Origin of the sequence: Neorhizobium sp. NPDC001467, assembly GCF_050275975.1 — a bacterium.
Lineage (GTDB): Bacteria > Pseudomonadota > Alphaproteobacteria > Rhizobiales > Rhizobiaceae > Neorhizobium.
In genome coordinates this window covers 26,154-45,935 of record NZ_JBNNPS010000009.1, presented here as the reverse complement: position 1 = coordinate 45,935, position 19,782 = coordinate 26,154, and the positions used below count along the sequence as shown (strand labels likewise).

Annotated in this window: 16 protein-coding genes; 9 read left to right on the top strand and 7 right to left on the bottom strand. The window is 62.2% G+C overall.

The features are described from left to right. The first annotated feature begins 36 nt into the window (after nucleotides 1–36). The 4 genes from ACQKKX_RS16560 (at nucleotide 37) to pdeM (ending at nucleotide 4,783) form a co-directional block, all read left to right on the top strand. Entirely contained in the window at nucleotides 37–687 is a 651-nt protein-coding gene (locus ACQKKX_RS16560; RefSeq protein ID WP_427572148.1) for a YitT family protein, read from the top strand. 2 nt (nucleotides 688–689) lie between these two features. Next, nucleotides 690–1,328 (top strand): YitT family protein, encoded by a 639-nt coding sequence (locus ACQKKX_RS16555; protein ID WP_427572147.1) that lies wholly within the window; start codon nucleotides 690–692, stop codon nucleotides 1,326–1,328. Between the two features lie 51 nt (nucleotides 1,329–1,379). Further along, nucleotides 1,380–3,941 carry a ligase-associated DNA damage response DEXH box helicase gene (locus ACQKKX_RS16550; protein ID WP_427572146.1) on the top strand — a complete coding sequence of 854 codons (2,562 nt, stop codon included), beginning with the start codon at nucleotides 1,380–1,382 and terminating at the stop codon, nucleotides 3,939–3,941. A gap of 110 nt (nucleotides 3,942–4,051) precedes the next feature. Beyond that, nucleotides 4,052–4,783 carry a ligase-associated DNA damage response endonuclease PdeM gene (pdeM, locus tag ACQKKX_RS16545; RefSeq protein ID WP_427572145.1) on the top strand — a complete coding sequence of 244 codons (732 nt, stop codon included), beginning with the start codon at nucleotides 4,052–4,054 and terminating at the stop codon, nucleotides 4,781–4,783. 236 nt (nucleotides 4,784–5,019) lie between these two features. Here pdeM and ACQKKX_RS16540 read toward each other — a convergent pair whose 3' ends face one another. From ACQKKX_RS16540 to ACQKKX_RS16530, 3 genes are read right to left on the bottom strand one after another with little or no spacing between them, the layout of a single operon-like run. Further along, a complete protein-coding gene (locus tag ACQKKX_RS16540; protein ID WP_427572143.1) occupies nucleotides 5,020–5,580 on the bottom strand; it encodes a dihydrofolate reductase family protein in 561 nt (186 codons plus the stop codon). 54 nt (nucleotides 5,581–5,634) lie between these two features. Beyond that, nucleotides 5,635–6,351: an anti-sigma factor gene (locus ACQKKX_RS16535; protein WP_427572141.1), complete on the bottom strand. Its 717-nt coding sequence runs from the start codon at nucleotides 6,349–6,351 to the stop codon at nucleotides 5,635–5,637. Beyond that, on the bottom strand, nucleotides 6,348–6,902 hold the full coding sequence (locus tag ACQKKX_RS16530) for a sigma-70 family RNA polymerase sigma factor (protein WP_427572140.1): 555 nt from the start codon (nucleotides 6,900–6,902) through the stop codon (nucleotides 6,348–6,350). Before ACQKKX_RS16530 ends, ACQKKX_RS16535 begins: the two co-directional genes overlap by 4 nt. A 280-nt stretch (nucleotides 6,903–7,182) precedes the next feature. On the opposite strand from ACQKKX_RS16530, the gene ACQKKX_RS16525 reads away from it, so the two are divergent. After that, a complete protein-coding gene (locus ACQKKX_RS16525) occupies nucleotides 7,183–7,971 on the top strand; it encodes a DUF4394 domain-containing protein (protein WP_427572139.1) in 789 nt (262 codons plus the stop codon). A 190-nt stretch (nucleotides 7,972–8,161) separates the two neighbouring features. On the opposite strand, the gene ACQKKX_RS16520 is transcribed toward ACQKKX_RS16525, so the two are convergent. From ACQKKX_RS16520 to ACQKKX_RS16505, 4 genes are all read right to left on the bottom strand, one after another. After that, on the bottom strand, nucleotides 8,162–8,983 hold the full coding sequence (locus ACQKKX_RS16520) for a hypothetical protein (RefSeq protein ID WP_427572297.1): 822 nt from the start codon (nucleotides 8,981–8,983) through the stop codon (nucleotides 8,162–8,164). A gap of 322 nt (nucleotides 8,984–9,305) precedes the next feature. Further along, nucleotides 9,306–10,112 (bottom strand): TIGR02186 family protein, encoded by an 807-nt coding sequence (locus ACQKKX_RS16515; protein WP_427572137.1) that lies wholly within the window; start codon nucleotides 10,110–10,112, stop codon nucleotides 9,306–9,308. After that, complete coding sequence (locus ACQKKX_RS16510; RefSeq protein ID WP_427572136.1) at nucleotides 10,112–11,032, bottom strand: sulfite exporter TauE/SafE family protein; 921 nt, start codon at nucleotides 11,030–11,032, stop codon at nucleotides 10,112–10,114. The genes ACQKKX_RS16515 and ACQKKX_RS16510 overlap by 1 nt, the downstream gene beginning before the upstream one ends. A 283-nt stretch (nucleotides 11,033–11,315) precedes the next feature. After that, entirely contained in the window at nucleotides 11,316–15,398 is a 4,083-nt protein-coding gene (locus tag ACQKKX_RS16505) for a peptidoglycan-binding protein (protein ID WP_427572134.1), read from the bottom strand. A 653-nt stretch (nucleotides 15,399–16,051) separates the two neighbouring features. On the opposite strand from ACQKKX_RS16505, the gene ACQKKX_RS16500 reads away from it, so the two are divergent. The 4 genes from ACQKKX_RS16500 to ACQKKX_RS16485 are packed head-to-tail and all read left to right on the top strand — an operon-like array spanning nucleotide 16,052 to nucleotide 19,754. Continuing rightward, nucleotides 16,052–17,845: an acyl-CoA dehydrogenase C-terminal domain-containing protein gene (locus ACQKKX_RS16500; protein ID WP_427572132.1), complete on the top strand. Its 1,794-nt coding sequence runs from the start codon at nucleotides 16,052–16,054 to the stop codon at nucleotides 17,843–17,845. 53 nt (nucleotides 17,846–17,898) lie between these two features. After that, nucleotides 17,899–18,159 carry an AbrB/MazE/SpoVT family DNA-binding domain-containing protein gene (locus tag ACQKKX_RS16495; RefSeq protein ID WP_427572130.1) on the top strand — a complete coding sequence of 87 codons (261 nt, stop codon included), beginning with the start codon at nucleotides 17,899–17,901 and terminating at the stop codon, nucleotides 18,157–18,159. Beyond that, complete coding sequence (locus tag ACQKKX_RS16490) at nucleotides 18,159–18,488, top strand: type II toxin-antitoxin system PemK/MazF family toxin (RefSeq protein WP_427572129.1); 330 nt, start codon at nucleotides 18,159–18,161, stop codon at nucleotides 18,486–18,488. Before ACQKKX_RS16495 ends, ACQKKX_RS16490 begins: the two co-directional genes overlap by 1 nt. Nucleotides 18,489–18,545: 57 nt before the next feature. Beyond that, nucleotides 18,546–19,754: an acetyl-CoA C-acetyltransferase gene (locus ACQKKX_RS16485; RefSeq protein WP_427572128.1), complete on the top strand. Its 1,209-nt coding sequence runs from the start codon at nucleotides 18,546–18,548 to the stop codon at nucleotides 19,752–19,754. Nucleotides 19,755–19,782 lie beyond the last annotated feature (28 nt).

Genomic DNA, 19,782 nt, shown 5'->3' with positions numbered 1-19,782 from the left:
AAAGAGCGGCCTGAAACTGGCCAGACAGGGGATCACGTGTCCGACGAACGGAGCGCACAGAAGCGCCGGTTGGGTTTCTACAGCCTCGATCCGGCACGCCATACGAAGCTCGAGGATGCGCAGGGCCTGTTCATCAGTGCCATGGTGGCGGCGCTGGGCCTTTATTTCCTTAGCCAGGCAGGACTTCTCACCAGTGGCACGGCCGGCGTCGCATTCCTTTTGCACTACGCCTTCGACATCCCCTTCGGCGTGCTGTTCTTTGTCGTCAACCTGCCCTTCTACTACCTGTCCTTCAAGCGGCTCGGCATCGGCTTCTCGTTCAAGACCTTTATAGCCATCCTGATGGTGTCACTGATCACCGAACTGGAGCGGCAGTTCCTGGTCATCCAGCATCTCGATACGTTCTGGGCGGCACTGCTCGGCGGTATTCTCATCGGTTTCGGTCTGCTGGGCCTTTACCGTCACCGCGCCTCTCTCGGCGGTATCGGCATTCTCGCCATCTATATCCAGGACCGCTTCAAGATCCCCGCCGGCCTCGTGCAGCTTGGTTTCGACCTTTGTGTCATGGCGGCCGCCTTCTTCGTGGTCAGCCCGACGACGATGTTGTGGTCGCTCCTGAGCGCCGTAGTGCTCAACCTGCTGCTCACCATCAATCACCGCTCCGACCGTTATATCGCGGTGCGCTGACCATGGCCGACCCATCCAGAAGCCCCATCGGCCTATGGGCCTCCAGTTCCGAAAGGCATTCGCTGCTTGAGGATATTCAGGGCATCGTCGCCGGCTCCATGCTGGCGGCCCTCGGTGTTGTCATGCTGCAGGCGGCGTCGCTTCTGATCGGCGGCACCGCCGGCCTGGGTTTCCTGACCCGTTACGCAACGGGTCTGAGCTTCGGCGTCGTCTTTTTCTGCATCAACCTGCCATTCTACTGGATCGCCTACCGGCGGCTGGGATTGCTATTCACGGTCAAGACGTTTGCTGCGGTGGCCATCACGTCGGTGCTGACCGAGATCCTGCCGCAGCTCGTCGTGTTCGCACGTATGGAGGCGGTTACCGCCGCCCTGTTCGGTGGGTTGCTGCTCGGCTGCGGGATGCTTGTCCTCTTTCGTCACCGGGCTTCGCTCGGCGGTTTCGGCATCCTTGCGCTCTACCTGCAGGATCGTTTCGGCTGGCGTGCCGGTTTCGTCCAGCTTGGCCTGGATTGCGTGGTTCTGGCACTTTCCTTCCTGGTAGCCGATCCGTTTGTTATCGCCTGCTCGGTCGTTGCGGCGCTGACCCTGAACCTGACGCTCGCCATCAACCACCGCACCGACCGTTACATCGTTCGCTAAGCCAGCGACGCGCCTCTTCATTTTCCGTCCGCCGCGCTTATCTCTGTAGGCGTGGATCTTGTCGAAACCCCATCTTCCGGCCGTCAGGCCGTCACGCTGCCCCGGCCGTTCGTCAAATGGTTCGCGGAAAAGGGCTGGGCTCCGCGCGCCCACCAGCTGGAACTGCTTGCCCGTGCGCAAGGTGGCGAAAACATGCTGCTGATCGCCCCGACCGGTGCGGGCAAGACGCTTGCCGGGTTCCTGCCTTCTCTTACCGACCTCGTCCAGCGCGGGAAGATCCCGCCGGGCTCGGCATTCCAGGGCATTCACACGCTCTACATCTCGCCCCTGAAGGCGCTGACGGTCGATATCGAGCGCAACCTGATGAAGCCGGTCGAGGAGATGGGGCTTGCCGTGACGGTGGAAAACCGCACCGGCGACACGCCGCAATCCAAGCGCCAGCGCCAGAAGCTCAATCCCCCCGATATCCTGCTGACGACGCCCGAACAGGTGGCGCTGCTGCTGGCCAATGGCGAGGCCCGCCGTTTCTTCAAGGATCTCAAATATGTGGTCCTCGACGAACTGCATTCGCTGGTCACGTCGAAGCGCGGCCATCTCCTGTCGCTCGGTCTGGCAAGACTGCGCACGCTGGCCCCGGGGATGCAGACGATCGGCCTGTCAGCCACGGTGGCCGATCCGATGGATCTGCAGCGATGGCTGGTGCCGCAGGCCGGTCCCGGGGTGGATGAGGCGGGCGAAGCCGAGCCTGCACGGAGCCCGGGGCCGCCGGCCGGCCTCGTGCATGTCATCGGCGGCGCAGCCCCCGACATCTCGATCCTGCAGACGGAAACCCGCATTCCCTGGGGCGGCCATGTCTCGGCCTATGCAATCAAGGACGTCTACCGCGAGATCAACAAACACGGCACCACGCTGATCTTCGTCAACACCCGGTTTCAGGCGGAATTCCTGTTCCAGGCGCTGTGGACGATCAACGACGACAACCTGCCGATCGCGCTCCATCACGGCTCGCTCGACGTCAACCAGCGTCGCCGTGTCGAGGCCGCGATGGCGGAGAACAAGCTGCGGGCGGTGGTCGCCACCTCGACGCTCGACATGGGCATCGACTGGGGCGATATCGACCTCGTCCTTCATATCGGGGCGCCGAAGGGAGCCTCCCGGCTGGCGCAGCGCATCGGCCGCGCCAATCATCGCATGGACGAGCCGTCCAAGGCGATCCTCGTGCCGGGCAACCGGTTCGAGGTGATGGAATGCCAGGCCGCACTCGATGCCAATTATCTCGGCGCGCAGGACACGCCGCCGGTCGGCGAGGGCGCGCTCGACGTGCTCGCCCAGCACGTGCTCGGCATGGCTTGCGCCGAACCTTTCGATCCGCTCCAGCTCTACGACGAGATCACCTCGGCCTCGCCCTATGCCATGCTGTCCTGGGAAATGTTCGAGCGGATCATCGATTTCGTCGCCACCGGCGGCTATGCGCTGCGCGCCTATGAACGCTATGCGAAAATCCGCCGCACGTCGGAGGGCCACTGGCGCGTCTCGAACCAACAGGTAGCGCAGCAATACCGCCTCAACATCGGCACCATCGTCGAGGCGACCGAGCTCAATGTCCGCCTCGTCAAACGCAATGCCAAGGGCTCGCTCGGGCGCGGCGGCCTGTCGCTCGGCAAGGTCGAGGAACAGTTCCTTGAACAGCTGACGCCCGGCGACACTTTCCTGTTTGCCGGAAAGGTGCTGCGTTTTGAGACCATCCGCGAGAACGAATGCCTGGTGTCCAACACCTATTCCACCGATCCGATGATCCCGACCTATGCCGGCGCAAAATTCCCGCTCACCACCTATCTTGCCGACCAGGTCCGCTCCATGCTGGCCGACCCGGAACGCTGGCACGTTTTGCCCGATCAGGTGCGCGACTGGCTGGCCATACAGCAGGAACGCTCGATGCTGCCGAAGCGTGACGAACTGCTGATCGAGACCTTTCCCCGCGGCAAGCGGTTCTTCCTGATCGCCTATTGTTTCGAGGGGCGGCTCGCGCACCAGACGCTCGGCATGCTCTTGACCCGCCGGCTGGAGCGCGCCGGCGCCCGCCCGCTGGGCTTCGTCGCCACCGATTATTCGCTTGCCGTCTACGCCATGAACGACATGGGCGCGATGATCGATGCCGGCGCCCTCAATCTCACCGATCTGTTCGACGAGGACATGCTGGGCGACGATCTCGAGGCCTGGCTGGGGGAAAGTTACCTGTTGAAGCGCACCTTCCGCAATTGCGCCGTGATTTCCGGCTTGATCGAGCGCCGCCATCCGGGCAAGGAAAAGACCGGACGGCAAGTGACGGTCTCGACCGATCTGATCTACGACGTGCTGTGCAGCCACGAACCGGACCATGTTCTTCTGGAGGCAACCCGGCGCGATGCGGCGACGGGGCTTTTGGATATTGGCCGGTTAGGCGATATGCTGGCGCGAATCAAAGGCCATATCGTTCATCGGCCACTTTCCCGCGTGTCGCCGCTCGCCGTGCCGATCATGCTCGAAATCGGTCGCGAAACGGTGCCGGGCGAAGCGCAGGATGCGGTGCTGGCCGAGGCCGCGGACGAGCTGATCGCCGAGGCCATGTCGTAAGCGTCGGCCGTCGCATGACAGGGGCGCCGCGATACCGCACGCAACCGGCAAGACAGGCAGAACGCGGGCAACGCCATGGAGCGACCGCCCCAACAGAAAGACAAAACGACTTGATGCATCGCATCGGGCTTGCCGCCCGCACATTGTCCGCACTTTGCCCGACAGGGTCCGAGGAAACCCTCGTCCATGGCGTTGCCGCCGTCTGCGATCCGCTCGGCGGCCTCTACCTGCCGGAAACCGGTACGCTCGTCGTCTCCGACCTGCATCTGGAAAAGGGCGCGGCCTTTGCCCGGCGTGGCATGATGCTGCCGCCCTATGACACGATCGCCACGCTGAACATCCTCGCCGCCGTCATCGCCCGGTATGATCCAAAGGTGGTCGTTTCACTGGGCGACAATTTCCACGATCGTCGGGGCTCCGAATTCCTTCCCGCCGATCTGCGTGCGATGATCGCCGATCTGGCGCGCGGCCGCGACTGGATCTGGATCAACGGCAACCACGATCCCGACGGCACGACCGATCTTCCAGGTATCAGCACCGACGAACTGGTCTATGGCGGCCTCGTCTTTCGCCACGAGCCGAGCCTCGTATCGGGTCGAGGCGAGATCGCCGGCCACCTTCATCCCTCGGCCACCGTCCGCCGTCGCGAAAAAACCGTCCGGCGCCCCTGTTTCGCCACTGACGGCCACCGGCTGCTGATGCCCGCCTTCGGCGTGCTGGCCGGCGGGCTGGATCTTAATCACAAGGCCATGCAGGGCATTTTTGCACGCGAAACGCTGGTCGCGCACCTGCTCGGCCGCGACCGCATCTATTCGGTGCGTTATGGCGCGCTTCTGGGTTGAGGCACGTTCAGGTCAAACTTGGGCAATCGATCCCGTGGATCGATTGCCGAACGCCCTGAGCCAAAAGCGAAGGGCTGCGCAAGGCGTAACTTCCACTGACAAACCCCAACCCGCGCCTTGTCAGCGCAGCATTTTCAGCGCGACGCTGCCCCGAGTTGAATGCATGTACGCCGGCGCGACCGATGGCGATCGGATCGCAGAGGATGCAGCTATATGCCCGGTCTGACTTGAACTCATTACGTCTTGCCGACGATCGCGTAGGTTAGGATCACCGCGCCCTTTTCCGTTCTGTCGGAGGAGACAAGCGTCAGTTGCCGCAGCGCGTCCGCTCGCTTGAACAGCGGATTGCCCTTGCCAAGCAGAACCGGCGTGATGCACAGCCGGTATTCATCCACAAGCCCCGCCTCCAGCATGGAGGCCACCAGCTCGGCGCTGCCGAAGATGAAGATCGTCTTGCCGTCTTCCCGTTTCAACCGCGCCAGTTCGGCCACCGGATCGCTGACGATACGGGTGTTGTTCCAGGCAACCTCATTCAGCGTTTTCGAAACGGCCAGCTTGGCGATAGAGTTCATCATGCCCTTGACGCTGACGTTTTCATCCGCCGTTGGCCAATAGGCGGCCATGCCCTCATAGGTCTTGCGGCCGAAAACGAGCAGATCGCCTTCCGTTCCGAACCTTTCGGAGAACTTTTCCAGTTCCGGCCCCCAGGCATGGGCATGAAAGGAAAGGTCCCAAGGGGTTTCGCCCTCGAAATATCCGTCCAGCGTCATCAGGTTCCACACCACCAGCTTGCGCATGCCATCCTCCCCCATCCGCACCAGGTTGCATGGTGAGGCCGATTGCCACCGACGTCAACGCGCCAGCTTGGCAAATCCCTTTGCAAGGATCGGCCCGGTCGGCCGTCCGGTGGGCGAGCCGCCCGCCTGTTCCAGCGTGATCTCGTAAAGCTGCGTATCCTGCGGTTTGGGCAGGCTCGAGCCGCTCAATCTTGCCGAATGCCTGTCCTCAAGGAGACCAAGCGACATCGGTCCCATTTCGCGTGATGGCAGGGTCCAGACCTGCATCGTCTTGTCCTCCGGCACGGTAAAGTCTGCGAGCAGCTTCACGCTCGCCGTGTCATTACCGAAATCCTCGACCACGGCCTGCACATCGCCCGCCTCGTTCACCAGCACTGCCACCACCAGCGGCTCCACCGTGCGGGTCACGCTCCAGACCAGCCCGCCTGCCAAAATCAGCGATGCGGCCATTGCCGAGATCGCGGCCGCCCGCCAGCCCGACCGGGCGTTGTCATTGCCGGCGGCAGGGCGCCGTGACGACATGGCGGCGATCGAAGGCGCTTCCGTCTTCGCCAGCCGAGCCTCGATGGCATTCCACAATGCAGGCGTCACGCTCGCCGGCTCGATCCCGGTATCGAGCGGCAGAAATCGCTCGCGGGCCTGCGCCACGGCGTCCGCCAGCCCGGCATCGTGCTCAAGCTGTGTTTCCAGCCTGGTGGCGTCGGCCTCGTCCAGCAGGCCCAGCACGTATTCGTCGGCAATGGCCGCGAAATCGTCTCGCGCGATCGTCATGCCATGCACTCCCGCAGCGACAGAAGTCCGCGCCTGATCCAGGATTTGGCCGTGCCCAGCGGAAGTTTCAGCCGGCCGGCAATTTCACCATGGGTGAAACCGCCGACATAGGCCATCAGAATGCCGCGTCGCCTGACCTCTTCCAGTCCGCCCAGGCATTCCCTGAGGCGACTGTCGCGGTCAAGCTTGTGCCAGGCCGACATGATCTCGTCCATCTGTTGCGCATCGCGCAGCGTTTCCAGCCGGTCGTCGGCCACCAGGTCCTCGCGTTTGCCGTCGCGCAGCATGTTAAGCGCCCGGTTGCGCACCACGGCATAGATCCAGCCGCGCGCCGAACCACGACCCGGCGAAAACTGATGCGCATGCGTCCAGATGCGGATGAAGGCTTCCTGCACCACCTCTTCCGCCAGTTCGCGCCGCCGCAGGATCCGCTGCGCCACCGCCACCAGCCGCCCGCCTTCGAGGTCGAAGATCAACCGCAAGCCGCCGCGGTCACCCTTTACGCAGGCCGCGAGCGCGGCTTCGAGATCCGTCGATCGGTCTGATGCCAAGGCCAAGCCGCTCTCCCTTAATGCACATTCGCGCGGTCGCAAATATTCCGTCTCTGCTGTTGCCACGGCCGGCATGGGCTCGTCCAGTCATCGCGGTTTCACACAGCCGTTACGGGCCGCATATGGAAGACACCAGGAAACAGGAAATGGATGCGCCGCGAAAAATATTTGTCGTCTCTGCATCCAGAGGCATGACGCCATGTGTCACCCCGTCGAGAGACCTGAAAAGGCCATGTGCCGAAAGCGCTCTCGAAGAGATCGAAACCAACGGGAGAAAGCCATGAACATCGCTCGCACCGCTCTGATCGCATCCACCATGCTTGCAGCCTCTGCCGTCACCGCATCCGCAGCACCCGTGCTCGGCCTTGCCGGGGACAAGACGCTGGTCATGTTCGACACGGCAAAGCCGGAAGTCACCAAAACGATGGACGTCACCGGCGTCGATAAACTGGTCGGCATCGATTTCCGCCCCGGAACCAAGACCGTGATCGGCGTCACGCCGGAACATGCGATCGTCTCCATCAATCTGGAAACCGGCGCCGCCACCGAAGTCGCAAAGATGGACAAGATGCTGACCATGACGGAAGCACCCGTCGTCGTCGACTTCAACCCGATGGCCGACCGCCTGCGTTTCATGACCGGCACCACCAACCACCGCGTGCACCCCGATACCGGTGCCGTTACGGTCGATGGCACGCTCGCCTACGAGGAAGGCGACATGCACAAGGGCGAAACCCCGAACATTGTCGCAGCCGCCTATACCAACTCGATCGGCAAGCCGGAAAAGACGGCCATGTACAATATCGACGCCACGATCGGCGCGCTCATCCAGCAGACCAAGCCGAATGACGGCACGCTGAAGGCGATCGGCAAGCTCGGCCTCAAGGACAAGCCGGCCACCTACGCCTTCGATATCCAGGGTGAGGACGGAGGGAAGAACACCGCTTACCTTGCCGCCGGCAAGATGCTCTACACGGTCAATCTGGAAACCGGTGCGGCAACCGAAGTCGGTGCGATCATGGGTACGGATAACGAAATCCGCGACATCGCCATTCTGCCGGCGATGTGATTTCGGCTAAGATGCCCATCCGCAGCGGCGACGTTGCGGATGGGTGATGTCGGCGTTAAGCGGTCATTGCATCGGATTGCACCGCGGCGGTTTTGCACCCTCATAACTGCCCTTCAGGCAAGTCGCATGTGGCTCTAGGATGCCGACTTAGCACACGTTTGACGAAGTGCGCCGCATTGCAGGTTATGGGCTAGGCGATCGTCTTCAGCACCTTGTCTGTGCCGTCGATCAGGTCGGCAACTTGTTGGTCTGTGGGCTCTTTTTGCTTGTTGTGATCACAGATATTCCGAATGTCACCAAGTAGCGTGATGTGCCGCCATTGTGGAACATCAATCACTCCTGCGTCCTTTAGAAGTTGATTTAGATCGTTGATGCCCGGATTTTTCTTTGTGACTTTCACCTTGTGGTCATCGCAGACTTGAAGAAGGTGCTTTTCCAAAACTACCCCAGCGATAGCGCCGCCAGCGCGAAGGAATTTGTTTTTTAGAAGGTGTCGTGCGGATTCAATCTCGCTATCAAACAGGTCAGCTTGGACGAGCTGACGTATCTCGAATAGGGAGCTTTCAAACCGTTTTTGCGCCGCTTTGAGAATAGCTATTTGCTGTTGAAAATGAGGAATTCCTGCTTTCTCATCTACGATTACGTCGTCGTACGGGGGGCGGGTCACTCGCAGGCCCTTCAACGCATCCTGAATGCGATACGAGGCGTAGGTGATGTCCTTTCGGTTCTTGGGACTCTCAAAATGCTCTTTGAAATCAACCAACCGATCAGGAAGAACCTGACGGATTAGGGCGAGGCACTCGGAATACCACGACTCATATGACACACTAAACGAAGGTAGTTTCTTCAGGTTGGTGATTATTTTCTTTTGTGTTTCTTCGTCCGCACCCTTTTTTAGGGTCTGTGAAATTTCCTCAGCGCCATGCACTTTTACAAGTAGCGCCAATTCGAGCTTACCGGCATCCTCAACTAGCTTTTCAATATCGGCTTTGTAGCGTGTGATATTCAACACCAAGTTTGCCCCCTGTCTTGACCCTATTTTTGATCGAATTCTCGCAGCTGCGCGATTCGGATTCGCTGCATATTGGCGATTTTGCACGCAAGGATGGTGTTTTGCCATCTATTGAGCAGTTGTCAGTTGCGTGTTAAATCGGTACGAGCTATCAAAAATCCTTTGACGGGAAAATTAATAAAATGCAGCTTAGAGTTGCGTCAACTTGCTACTCGATTTTACTGCGCTGCTGTCTGCGTTTTTGGCCTTGAGTAGGCCACGGCATAGCTGACATAAATGTCCGCAGTTGGCGCAAAGCCACAAGCCGCCATCCCGCCACCACTCACTTCTTGCGGAACATCAAACTCGCACCCCAGCCCGTCACCAGCGCGATCAGCACGCACAGGATGCCGTAGGCGATCGGTTGGTTATGGGCCGCGTCGGTGATCTGCTGTTCGATGCCGGTCTTGTTGACGCGTAACGGCAGTTCGCGTTCGGCCAGAAGAGTGCCGCTCTTGAACAGATAGGCGCGCACCATATGCACGCCGTCCGGCACGCTGGCCGGCAACCGCAGGCTGGCGCGAAACAGGCTGGACGAGACGAAACGGACGCCGCCGAAATCGTGCTGATAAAGCCCGCTCGCCAGTTTCAGGCGACGATAGGCCTCGCGGAATTCGGTCAGGTTGTCGGCATTGCCGACATAGCCGGTCGGTGACAGGCGCATGTGGTCGGTGCCGATCGGCAGGCCGCCTTCGCTCGAAAGAATGTCGTCGATCTGTCGCGTCGCCGCAACCGAATAGGAGGCGGGCACCTGTTCGAACGTCATCGATTCGGTGTTGATCCAGATGCCCAGAACGCGGCTCTTCTTGCGCACCGTGGCATAGTCCAGCGGCCCTTCCAGCGTCACCACCACATCATATTGGCCGATCGCCAGAAGCAGCTCGTCGGCATTGGTGAGCGCCCCGAAAATCGTCAGGTCGGCGCCGCGAAAATCCGAGGCAATGGCGATTTCGCTGGTGGAAGTGCCGATCTCCAACCCTTCCCTTGCGGTTACCGCCTCGCCGAACGGCACCTGGGCTGCGCTCGGCTGGGCGATGAAGGCGAGCGCGGCGACGAAGGCAAGACGACGAAGGGGACCAGCGACCCGCATCAGAAACTCCCGATGCTGACGGAATAGAGGTCGGCCGGCGTCACCACCAGCGTCACGGCAAGGCGCAGAGCCACGGCCAGAACCAGCAGCGCCAGCAGCGCGCGCAACTGCTCGCCGCGCAGTTTCTGGCCGACGCGCACGCCGTATTGCGCGCCGATCACGCCGGCGATCATCAGGATCGTGGCGAGCACGATATCGACGGAATAGTTGGTCGCCGCCTGGACCATGGTTGTATAGGCGGTGACGAAAATGATCTGGAACAGCGATGTGCCGACGACGACATTGGTCGGGATACGCAACAGATAGATCATCGCCGGCACCATGATGAAGCCGCCGCCCACACCCATGACCGAGGTCAGCACGCCGATGGCGAAACCCAGCGCCACGACGGGGATGGCCGAGAGATAGATCTTGGATTTCTTGAAGCGCATCTTGAAGGGAAGGCGATGCACCCAGGTATGGTGGCCGGGCCGTTTCAGCGTGGGCGGCTGGTTGTTTGCGGCGCGGCGCAAGGCGCGAATGCTTTCGTTGAGCATCAGTGTGCCGACCGTGCCAAGCAGCAGCACGTAGAGAATGGCGATGAAGAGATCGAGCTGTCCGATGCTGCGCAGCCAGGAAAAAACCCAGATACCGGCTGTCGCCCCCACAAGACCGCCGACCAGAAGGACGGTGCCGAGCTTGACGTCCAGCGTCCCGCGCCGGAAATGGGTGATGGCGCCGGAAACGGACGACGCCACGACCTGATTGGCGCCGGTGGCAACCGCCACGACCGGCGGAATGTTGTAGAAGATCAGCAGAGGGGTGATCAGAAAGCCGCCGCCAACCCCGAACATGCCCGACAGAAAGCCGACCGCCGCACCCATGCCGAGAATGATGAAGATGTTCACCGAAAGCTCTGCGATCGGCAGATAGACAGTCACGGTCGACCTCGAAACGGCTTCGCCGTCGCGGGCGGCGGTCGCGCTCGATATCCGCCCGTTGCGGCGATGAAAAACAATGCCGGCCAGGCGTTTGAACAACGCGGCCGGACCCGATCGTCATGCGCCCGCGCATTAGACGAGTCAATTCATAAGCTTGGATTAATGCGGCAATTTTCGGTGCGCAAACCTCGGCTGTCAGCTGTGCGTCGCAACCAGAAAAGCGCGCGAACTTTCGTGCGCGCGCTTGTCTATATCCGTGTGTCTGTCGTGCCGCCGGCGCCGCTCAGCCTTTGTTGGCGGCGAGCAGCTTGCGCACCAGCGCCTCGTTGACCTGTCCGTCGGGCTGCATGCCGTTGGCCTTCTGGAACGCGCGGATCGCAGCGGTCGTCTTGGCGCCCATCTTGCCGTCAGGCACGCCGGCGTCGAAACCGTTCTTGCTCAAAATGGCCTGGATGTTGCGGATCGCCTTTTCCATGTCGATGGAAGCGGTCTTCTCACCCTTGCCGACCCATTCGTCGGGCAGGTTGACACTGTTGGCGTCGGGGTCGAGCGGCTTGACCTGCCACTGGTCGGCGGCCGCCTTGGCAGCGTCCAGCTGTGCCGGCCCCATCGCATTGCCCACCTCGTCGCGCTTTTGCGCCGCATCCTGATCGCCGCCGCGGGCAGCGACCGCGAACCATTTGTAGGACGCATCGATGTTCTGCGTCACGCCATTGCCGCGCGCATAGAGGATCGCGAGATTGAACTGGCTGTCGGAGACGCCGAGATCGGCAGCCTTTTCGAACCAGTCGACAGCCTTGGCGTAATCCGGCGTGCCGGCGGCGCCGGAGGCGTAAAGCACGGCGAGATTGTGCATGGCGCTGGCATTGCCGGCATTGGCGGCCTGCTCGTAAAAGGCCATTGCCTTGGCGAAGTCACGCGGGACGCCGGTACCCTTTTCGTAGAGATTGGCGACGCGGTACTGCGCCGGGGCGAGGCCCCGCGTTGCGGCCATTTCATACCAGCGCGCCGCTTCCGGCAGGTTTGCCGCAACGCCGCGACCGTCCTGATAGCGGGCGCCGATTTCAAACAGCGCCTGCGGATCGCCGGCCGCTGCCGCATCGGCCAGCGATTTCGGGCCCATCGTCGCCGGCACGTCGATCGTGGCCTGCGGCGCTGCCGGCGCTGGGTTTGCGTCGGCCACCGGCGCGCTTGCAACATCCGCCCCAAGCGCTGCTGTCGTTTCCTGGGACCCGGCGCCAGATGCAGCTTGCGGCGCATCTGCTATTGGCGCCGCTGCCTGCGAAGGCGCGGGATCCATATGGTCGGCCGGTGCCTGCGCCGTCGTGCCGGCATCGTCAGTCGCCTGCGGCGATACGGGCGTTTCCGCAGCCGCGATACCGGTATCGGCCGGGTTCTCGTTCTGCGTACGGCTCGGCTCAAGCGCCCCGACATCCGAAGTCGGCGGAGCGTCGCCACGCGTCAGCGTATTGACCAGCGGCATCGCCATCAGCGCCAGAAGAATGGCGCCGACAGCAAGCATGATCGGCTTGCGATGGCGGGAAAACGTGCCGGCAAGATTGCCCGTCACGCCGCCCGACGTCCGTGTCTTCAACGCAGCCGCGCGGCCGGCCTTCACTGCCGCGTCTTTCGATGACCGGTTTTTGCCGCGCGAAGCGGTGGATGTGGCAAGCGCCGGGTCGACTTCCATCGCTGCGGCCTTCGCGGCGCGGCGGGCAGCGGCAATGTAATCGACGCTCTCGCCTTCGCCCGATGCGGCATCGCCCGCCTGGCCAGACCGGCTCGCTTGACCGGACTGGCTGGCGCGCACGCGCTCGAGGATACGCTTGACGTCGGGCATGCCCGAACCGGGTTCAAGCAATTCGTTCTGCTGCTCGGGCGGCAGCATGTCGACCGGATCGATCGACGGTGTTGGTTCCACCACGGCGCGACCGCCGCTCTTTGCACCGGTATCCTTGTGGCCGGGTAGAAAGCGCGACAGACCGCCCAGAAGGCCGCCGCGTGCCTTGGTATCGTCGCCGCGCTGCGCCTCCGAAGGACGTTCGCCGGTCGCGTCCTGTTCGAGAAGGCGGGTTTCCAGGTCGTCGGCAAACAGCGCGCGCTCGTCCATACGCTCGTCGGCGGGCAGGGCAACCGAATTGTGCAGATCGCTGCCGCCGGCAAACATTGGTGCTGCCGTCTGCGCCATTGCCGGCTCGGCCTTCGGCATGGCGGGCATGGCAAGCGAAGACGGCGCAGCCGAGCCGCCCGAAGCCGGCGAAAAACCGGGGGCAGCAGGAGCCGACAAGGCGGCAGCACGACCCGGTTCGGCTATTGCCTGCCGTGTCAGGCTGCCTTCCATCGTGTCCAGCCGGTCGGCAATGCTGACCAGCGTCCGGTGCAGCATTTCGAATGTCTGCTGGGTGCGCTCTTCCGAGCCGCGCGTCAGATCTTCCAGGTGCCGCAGGTCCTCGGCCAGTGCCGTCAGCGCGCCCATGTCGGGCGTTGCGCCGCCGGCCACGGCGCCATTGCGGGCATAAGCCTCGACCACCGCTTCGGCAGCCTGGCGGGCCGCCTCGATCACATATTCGTCGCTGGTCGCCATATAGCCTTCGATCGCCGTCATGCGCTCCTCGAAGGCGGGCGGCAGTTCGAAGGCGGAAGCGGGCTTGGGCTCGCTGATCAGCCGCGAAAGATTGGCGATCTGATCTTCGAGATTGCGTAGCGCGTCGGCGTCGCCGGCGGGTGCGGTTGCGGCATCGTCGAGGCGTGCGGCGATATCGCTCAGACGGCCCTCCAGCCGACCGATCAGCGCGGTATCGAGCGGCGATGCCGGCTGCGCGATCTCGATTTCCTCGATCCGGCGCGAAATATGGTCAAGCCGAGAGGCAAGCGCGTCGTTGACGGAACCGCGTTCCAGCGCATCGATCTTGCGGGAAATGTCGGAAAGGTAGCCAGTCAGCTCGTCCGGTCGGGCCGGTTGCTGCACCCGCTCCATCAGGATGGCGAGGTCTTCCAGACGCTCGTCGAGCCGCATCGCCCCCTGTTCACGGGAAAAGTCGTCGATCTTGCGGGCCAGCGCCTCGATGCGGCCGGCCATGTCGTCGTCCGCGCCGGCGCTTTGAGGCAGTGCCGATTGCAGCGTGTCGCGGTGCATGGCGTCGATCTGGTCGGCCAGCCCCTCGAGCCGGCTTTCCAGCCGGCCGATCAGACCATGGTCCAGCGTCGCTGCGGCCGAAGCACGGCTGCTTGCCGTCAGCGCCCGGGCGATTTCGTCAAGCCGCCGGTCGAGCACGGAAAACTGCTCCACGATCATCGGATCGTTATGCGGCACCATGCGGTTGCCCAGCTGTTCCACCGCGCCGGCAAGCGTCAGCAGCTTGTCTTCCAGGGCCGAAATGGCACCGTTGTCGCTTGCGCCCAGCTGTTTCTTGATGTCGTCGATCCTGTAGGCGAGCGCCACAAGTTCCTCGCGCAGAACGCCCGGGTCGGCATCGAGCACGCGCTCTTCGAGACCGCGCACCCGGCTGCCCATCTTCTGCACGGTGTCTTCCCGGGCAAGCCCCTGCATGACGGTGCGCAGCCCCTCGAATTCCTCGCGTAGGTCGTCCGCCTCCGGCGTGCCGCGTGGTCCCAGCTTGCCGATACTGTCGGCCAGTCGCGCCAGATCCTGGCGCATGTCGTCGGCGAAATGGCGATCCTCGGCAATCGCCCGGATCGAGCGGATTTCCGAGCGCAGCCCGTCCATCTCGCGGGCGACCCCTTGCGAGATATCCTGTTTCAGGTCCTGGCGCAGGCTGACCAGTGCCTCGGCGATATCGTTCATGATCGCCTCTGGCAGGACCGCTGTGTGAGCGGCGGCTGCCGGCATCCGGGAGGGGCGGTTGTCGGCAATCGCGGCACGTGCGTCGGGTTCGGCTACGGTGCGAACGTCCGAAACACGCGAAGGGCGGCCGAAAGAATGGTCGGTATGACGGGCGGCATCGAGTGCGCGCTGACGGCGACGGATCTCGTCGAGCGGGTTGAGCGCGTAGCCGGACGTGGAATGCGGCATCTCCTGCGCCGAGGAGGCGGCCTGCGGCGCTGATCTTGCTGCGGCGCTGTGCTCTTGCCGAGGATGACTTGAAGCACGATGGGGAGCACGGTGGGCACCTTCGACAGAGCCCTGCGTCCGGGACTGAGCGGCTGCCTGTTCCTGCCGGGACGCCGTGGCCGACTGACCGCCCGGCATGTGATGGGGCGCGCGCTCGTCGGCGGCCGACCGTTCGCGGCCGGCGGAATTCATCAGCCCCTCGATCCGAGCCTCCAGCCCCTCGATCGTGCGGTTAAGCGCGTCCAGGGAGGACGTCTCGCCGCGAGGGGATGGCGTGGGTCGTGATCCGTTCATGGTCTCGCTCGCTTCAACAGCGCGGATCGGCAATCCGCTGATTGGTATTCACCCGCGATCACCCATCCACGGGCATCGCAGGCCACCCCTCGCGAAGAATGCCGTACAAGACTTTCCTCAACCTTGAGTGGTTTTGGCGCCTCACAACACAACGCGAGACAAAAGAATGAGGTGCGCCAAGATCAGTTCAGTACGCACAATCCATCAAACGTGGTAAACAGCCGGTTAACCTTGCCCGGGTTTTTCACGACCAGCTTTAATAGGTTGTCCGCTTCTTGCTGCGCGACGGATTATGGCGCTGTTTGACAGGCAGGCAGGGCGGCACCGTTCCGGCGATGAAGGACCTGCCTCAACCACGTCACTCGTGCTGCAACGTTGGGCCTTCACTGTCCCGACGGGTGGGCGGCATGTGCCGCGCTTACCCTCGCACAGGCATCGAGCATTGGCCAATTCGCGCGCGCACCGCCACCCCGAGGACGCACCCATGCCCGTGCAAGACTGACGATCTCGCCTACCAACCGGGCGGGTTTCATATCGCATGCCCATGCGTCCGAAAAACAGCATCGTCACGGGATTGACGTTTACGCAAACGTCAATATTTTAGCGATGGAGTTTCGCCGGTTCCGGCCGGCGCGCAGAGGAGGAGTTTGCGCATGCCCGTCTACAAGGCCCCCGTTGAAGATACGCTGTTCATCCTGAACGACGTGCTCGGTCTCGAACGTTTCGGCAATTTGCCCGGCTTTTCCGATGCAACGCCCGACATGATCGAGGCTATTCTCGGCGAGGCCTCGAAAGTGGCGGAAGAAGCGCTTTTCCCGCTCAATCTGTCTGGCGATCAGGAGGGCTGCACCCGCAAGGACGATGGCTCCGTCACCGTACCGAAGGGTTTCAAGGAAGCCTACGACCAGTATTGTCAGGGCGGCTGGATCGGTCTCGCCGTGCCGGAGGAGTTTGGCGGGCAGGGGCTTCCCTATACGCTGCATGCCGCCGTCGGCGAATACATGTCGTCCGCCAACATGTCGCTGATGATGTATCCGGGCCTGACACAGGGCGCCATCGCTGCCATCCTCGTGCACGGCTCGGATGAGCAGAAGGCCACCTATCTGCCCAACATGGTGGGCGGCACATGGTCGGGCACCATGAACCTGACGGAACCCCATTGCGGCACCGATCTCGGTCTGTTGCGCACCAAGGCCGTGCCACAGGGCGATGGTTCCTACAAGATTTCCGGCCAGAAGATTTTCATCTCCGCCGGCGAACACGGCATGACGGATAACATCATCCACCTCGTGCTCGCCCGCATCGAGGGCGCACCGGAAGGCACCAAGGGCATTTCGCTGTTCATCGTGCCAAAGTTCATGGTGGGCGAGGATGGTTCGCTCGGTGCCCGCAACGGCGTCACCTGTGGCGCGCTCGAAGAAAAGATGGGCATCCACGGCAATTCTACCTGCGTCATGAACTATGACGAGGCGACCGGTTATCTCATCGGTGCGGAAAACAAGGGCCTCTCGGCCATGTTCGTGATGATGAACGAAGCCCGCCTCGGCGTCGGCCTGCAGGGTCTTTCGATTGCCGAAACGGCCTATCAGAACGCCGTCGCCTATGCCAACGAGCGCATCCAGGGCCGTTCGCTTTCGGGCGCCAAGGCACCGGACAAAAAGGCCGATCCGATCATCGTCCACCCGGACATTCGCCGCTCGCTGATGACGATCAAGTCGTTCAACGAGGCCGGTCGCGCCTTCCTTCTCTGGACCGCACTGAAATCCGACATCGCCCACCGGTCGCCGGACGAGACGGAGCGCCAGAATGCCGACGACCTCTTGGGCCTCGCCACGCCGATCCTGAAAGGTGTCCTGACCGACAAGGGTTTTGACCACGCCGTGATGGCGCAGCAAGTGTTCGGCGGCCACGGCTATATCGAGGAACACGGCATGAGCCAGTATGTCCGCGATGCCCGTATCGCCATGATCTATGAAGGCGCGAACGGCATCCAGGCGCTCGATCTGGTCGGCCGCAAGCTGGCGCTCAACGGCGGCCGTGCCGTCATGGCGATGTTCAAGGAAATCGGCGATTTCTGCGAGGAAAACCGCGCCGACGAGGCGATGGCGCCTTTCACCAAGGCCTTGAAAAAGGGCCTGAACGACGTGCAGGCCTCGACCATGTGGTTCATGCAGAACGCCATGGCCAAGCCCGACAATGCCGGCGCCGGCTCCACCGACTACATGCACCTCTTCGGCCTGGTTACGCTCGGCTACATGTGGGCAAGAATCGCCAAGACCGCGCAGGAAAAGCTTGCAGCGGGCGACGCTCGCGAGGAGTATCTCAAGAACAAGCTGGCGACGGCGAAATTCTTTATGGAAAAGATCATGCCGGAAACGGCTTTGCGCAAGGTGCGCATCGAGGCGGGCGCGGACAGCGTGATGGAACTGGCGGCCGAGGCGTTTTGATTGCTGGCTGAGCGGAAAAGTTATATAAGAATATAACTTTCACGGAGGCGAAAATGGCGACGTCCACATTACGCACTGTCGGCGGCTCGTTGATGATGACGATTCCCAAGCCTGTCTCTGAAGAGCTTGGTCTTTCGGCCAATACCAAAGTGGATGTTTCTGTTGAGGGAGGCGCTTTGGTTGCGAAACCGCGCGCCCGTCCGAAATATACCGTCGAGGAACTCGTTGCGGAATGGACACCTTGGCCCGAAAGATCTGACGAAGAGCAGGAGTGGCTGGATATGCCTTCGGTCGGCAACGAGGTGATCGACTGATGGACCGTGGCGACATCTGGTTTGTCGATCTTGAGCCGACGCGCGGTCGCGAGCAGGCAAAGGCACGATACGCGCTGGTGCTTTCGCCACGTATCATCAATCAGCATGGGACGCAGATTGTGGCCCCGATCACCGGAGGCGGACAATTCGCACGAACTGCAGGTTATGCGGTTTCGCTTACGGGGGCAGGCACGCAGGCGACCGGTGTCATTCTTTGCCATCAGATCCGGGCGGTTGACATCAAGGCACGAGGTGGCCGTTTCGTCGAAAAAGTGCCTGACTTCATTATCGATGACGTGTTGGCGCGCGTTTCATCGCTGTTTGAATGAACTAAAATTAGGGGGCGCCTCGTGTGCTACCCTCATGGGATATTGGGAGACAACACCATGACCGAAGTCTTCATTTACGACCACGTGCGCACGCCGCGCGGTCGCGGCAAGAAGGATGGCAGCCTGCACGAGGTGCCCTCCGTCCGCCTCGCGGCCAAGACGCTGGAGGCCATCCGCGATCGCAACGGCCTCAACACCCAGACGGTCGATGACATCATCATGGGCTGCGTCGATCCGGTGATGGATAGTGGCGCCGTCATCCCCAAGGCCGCCGCCTTCGAGGCCGGCTATTCGACCAAGGCGCCCGGCATGCAGATCTCCCGTTTCTGCGCCTCCGGCCTCGACGCCATCAATTTTGGCGCGGGCAAGATCGCCGCAGGCTCGGATGATATCGTCATCGCCGGCGGTGTGGAGAGCATGTCGCGTGTCGGCATGGGCATGTCCGGCGGCGCCTGGTACATGGACCCATCGGTCAATTTTCCGGCCTATTTCATGCCGCAGGGCGTCTCGGCCGATCTGATCGCCACGAAATACGGGTTTTCCCGCGATGACGTCGATGCCTATGCCGTCGAAAGCCAGAAGCGTGCAGGAAAAGCCTGGGATGCGGGCTACTTCAAGAACTCGGTCATTCCGGTCAAGGACCAGAATGGTCTGACCATCCTCGACCGCGACGAGCACATGCGCCCGACCACGGACATGCAAGCGCTGGCCTCGCTCAACGCCTCCTTCCAGATGCCGGGTGAAATGGGCGGTTTCGAAGCCGTCGGCATTCAGGCGCATCCGGAAATCGAAAAGATCAACTACGTCCACCATGCCGGCAATTCGTCCGGCATCGTCGATGGCGCCGCCGCCGTGCTGATCGGCTCGAAGGCGGGCGGTGAATCGATGGGCCTGAAGCCCCGTGCTCGTATCCGCGCCTTCGCCAATATCGGCTCCGATCCGGCGCTGATGCTGACCGGCCCGGTCGATGTCACCGAAAAGCTGCTTACCCGCACCGGCATGACGATTGCCGATATCGACCTGTTCGAGCTCAACGAAGCCTTCGCCGCCGTCGTGCTGCGCTATATGCAGGCTTTCGATATTTCTCACGACATCATGAACGTCAATGGCGGCGCGATTGCCATGGGTCACCCGCTCGGCGCCACCGGTGCGATGATCTTGGGCACCGTTCTGGACGAGCTGGAACGCCGCGATCTGAACACTGCGCTGGTCACGCTGTGCATCGGTGCCGGCATGGGCACAGCGACGGTTATCGAGCGGGTCTGAGGAGAGCGCCGTTTTCTCGGTCGTCATG